Source organism: Corynebacterium striatum ATCC 6940 (assembly GCF_000159135.1).
GTDB lineage: Bacteria > Actinomycetota > Actinomycetes > Mycobacteriales > Mycobacteriaceae > Corynebacterium > Corynebacterium striatum.
In genome coordinates this window covers 1-3186 of the sequence record NZ_GG667525.1, presented here as the reverse complement: position 1 = coordinate 3186, position 3186 = coordinate 1, and the positions used below count along the sequence as shown (strand labels likewise).

At 47.3% G+C, this 3186-nt stretch carries 4 protein-coding genes; 3 read left to right on the top strand and 1 reads right to left on the bottom strand.

The window, feature by feature from the left end:
• From HMPREF0308_RS09695 to HMPREF0308_RS13710, 3 genes are all read left to right on the top strand, one after another.
• The coding region (locus HMPREF0308_RS09695) for a hypothetical protein (RefSeq protein ID WP_211205701.1) at nt 1-809 on the top strand (809 nt) is incomplete at its 5' end.
• Nucleotides 800-1465, top strand: a complete 666-nt coding sequence (locus tag HMPREF0308_RS13350; RefSeq protein WP_169305117.1) for a TauD/TfdA family dioxygenase — start codon at nt 800-802, stop codon at nt 1463-1465. The genes HMPREF0308_RS09695 and HMPREF0308_RS13350, both read left to right, overlap by 10 nt.
• Before the next feature lie 9 nt (nt 1466-1474).
• A complete protein-coding gene (locus tag HMPREF0308_RS13710) occupies nt 1475-2296 on the top strand; it encodes a nucleotidyltransferase domain-containing protein (protein ID WP_005531117.1) in 822 nt (273 codons plus the stop codon).
• Nucleotides 2297-2315: 19 nt separating this feature from the next.
• Here the strand turns inward: HMPREF0308_RS13710 and HMPREF0308_RS13705 are convergent, their stop codons facing one another.
• A complete protein-coding gene (locus HMPREF0308_RS13705; RefSeq protein ID WP_141276782.1) occupies nt 2316-2591 on the bottom strand; it encodes a hypothetical protein in 276 nt (91 codons plus the stop codon).
• Between the last annotated feature and the right edge of the window lie 595 nt (nt 2592-3186).

The following is a 3186-nucleotide window of genomic DNA, read 5'->3' as shown; positions in this document are numbered from 1 at the left end:
TTAAACCTGATGGCAGAGTTTTAGGTGCACTACCGAAGCTACTAACTTATATGCGAGATAACGGGTTTGTCCCTTTCTACTATGTCGAAGAAAGCATGACTTTTTCAGAGGCGAGAGAGATCTGGAAGTTTCAATGGAACATAGCCACGATCGATCGAGCTGCTATCTTTGAGGAACTTCTTGGCTTAGGGAAACAGCTGACTATCTTCTTCTATGACATGTCGCGCTTGCCTGGAGATATTCCTGCCACGGTTCGGTTGAGAACGCTGAAAGGTTCAGCGCTGAAAGAGTATAGGGATGGAAGTACTCTTCGAGACAGAATTGAGGCTCCAAATCGTGTCCTGACGCTAATACATGCGCCAGATGAACCAATTGACATACTGCGAGAACTGGGGATTCGGAGTCCCGCTAAAAATCTCTATTTTAGGTTGCAGTCGCTATTTGAGTCTGCTTTGCAAACAGTGGGTGGGACGCGAAATGTAGAGGAAAACCTTTTGCAGATAGCACAAGAGGATTTGGTTCAATATGAGAACTGGTCCAAGTCTCTCCAAGAGCCTCGAATTCAGGCGGTAGTTAGCCAACTTAAGCTTGAGATAGATAATCTTGACGATTCTGCGCTAAAGAAAATCGATGACGGAGCTCTGCTTAGATATTTCAATAGGTTTTTCGGAACTTCACAAAAGGACTTCGAAGTATGGGATATGTTGTTTACTGCATCTTTCCTAGTCTCCCATGATTTGCCTGGTGTTTGTCGTATTGATGAAGATGGGGTCAGTGGATGGAAGAATGGAGCAGGACTGTGCTTGTAGATGAAAATCTTCAAAAAGATTTTACTGCCAGTGGATTTGTGCTCCGTAAAGGAGCAAGTTATTCAGAGTTTGTGAACTCGGTCGTAGCTCTGGGCAAAATCCGGATGCATCGTGATTCAAATCCGTCTGGAGTTACGGAAGTCAAGGTCGAGACGAAGTTGACAACTACGGAAAGTGTGTTGGGGCTAACTAACGCAGGGCTTCGCATGCATACCGATAGTTCCGGTGTATCGGTTCCACCTAAAGGAATCGGTCTCTATTGTGAACAACCCGCCTCTTCTGGGGGAGATAGTACATTTTGCAATGTGGAAAAGCTTGTGGGCTTCCTTCAAATGCATGGTGAGGAATTGGTTGATCTGCTGCAAGATGAAGGAGCGGCGATCTTTAAGGGCGCAGGTGGAGTTTTTTCGGGACCAATTCTTACGCGTGGCGAAGGTGGCGTGTGGAATATACGTCTTCGATTAGATCAGGGAGCGTTTTTTAATTATGGATTGATTTCTAAGCTTGATGTCTTGCAGGAAGCGATTGCGCAAAATAGTTTTTCGGTGAGCATGAAAGAGGGAGATTTTTATCTACTGGATAATTTAAGGTGGTTGCATGGCCGTACTACATTTGCAGGCGAAAACCGAAAAATGCTTCGATTGCTATTTGACTAGGACTGTGGGATGAGACAGAACACTATTGATTCAATAATTTCTCCTGAGGAATTGTTAGGCTTAAATGACTTAGCGGATCGCTTTGGCTCGATTGTGCCGATTATTTCCGCGTTTTTGGGAGGTTCTCTTGTTGAAGGGTGGGGAAATTCAACTTCAGACATCGATGTTCTTGTACTGCTAAATTCGATTCAGGACATCTCTCAGCTTAAAAAGAGCTTGCCGGATGTGCTACAGCCTCAGGATTCCTGGGTGGACCAAGGGGAGTCGTTAATTGTTTCATCGGTGTTTGGAAGTCGGCGATCAGATATTGAAGTTCATGCTTTAGAAGGGGTAGAAAGGGCATACTCGCGTCTTCTAGATTCTGCTGAGCCTGCCAATTTCCCTAATCTAGTCAGCCAAGGTGAGCTTGAACTCTTTCGAGATTTGGTTATTGGAATTCCAGTTATCGGTGAGGCTAACTTCACTTCGTTAAAGAATACGGTCGATAACCGAGTCCTTTGCCGTTCTATTAGGCGTAGGTCCGAATATCAGGCAAGCGCGCATCTAGAAGATCTCCAAGGGGCTTTAGACTCGGGGAATGTGGTTAGCGCGCTTCTTACTTCTCGTTCTTCGCTGGGATCTTCGGTGGATGCTTGGATTGCGTATAAGGGTCACTCTAACCCTAAGGAGAAGTGGCGCGGTACCAAGTTGTTAGATCTTGAAGAAAGGGAGATGCTAGCTAGATATCTTGAGTTGGAATGTGGCTCAGGTTCATCTAGGGATGCTGATATTCTATCTGATTCACGCGCAAGAGCTTTGGCTAGTCAAGAGTTTTTGCTGTTTGATATTTAGGATCTGCGGATGATGGATGTTAGGCGGAAAATTCCAATAGCGATTCTGGATTATCTATGCGCCTTGTGCTGCTTGCAGTCGGGTGGGCAGCACCTCCCTCGTTGGTACGATGAGGGTAAACAAGACTTAGAATATTCAACGCGATAATGCGGCTGTATTTGTGAACGAATATGAATCTTTTGCGGACGAGCCCCTCGAGGGGGCGCCCAGGTTTTTCCTCGGCGGGTGAATGATAATCCGGCAGAGTCGTATTGATATTGGGCGTGAATTCGGAAAGCGCCTTTTCTAGATCCACGATTTACTCCAAGTCTAGAGTGCCGTTGAATAAAGGAAACTCCTCAGACTGCGCTCGCAGGGGCACTGGGGAGAAGCCGCTCGGGGGTCGGCTTTTCCTTCCGTTCGGCAAAGCCCGGGGAAGCCTATAGCGAACACCCACAGACTACTTGCTTTCCCACTTCCGGGCTAAGTAGCAAAAAGTGTGTCTGTATTTCACCGTGTTTGCAGGTCAATATGCCTGAATGATGGATTTGTATTCCGCTCGACAATATATCGACCACTACCGCTCGAGATCCCGTTGTTTTGAACAAGCCGTGGTAGCGCGTGGTCTCAAGCCGGCTGTCTCCCGAACCGAGGGGAGCAAATACGCCGGTTGCAGCTACTGCAGCCGCTCCTTCGCTTGTGAGGCATGAGCGGTCCACTTGGCCACCACTAGAGGTTCTCACCCCAGGCCTTGAGCGCGCTCTGTTTTCGGTAACTCAAAAAGTGCAGCTCAATGCTGCAGGGTTAGTCTCGACGATACGCCGACCGGACACACTTTCGTGTGGATAAACCGATTCGGATCCCCGAGGCAGCCTGGGATAATGCCTTGATCTTGATTTTGAATCGGTTCC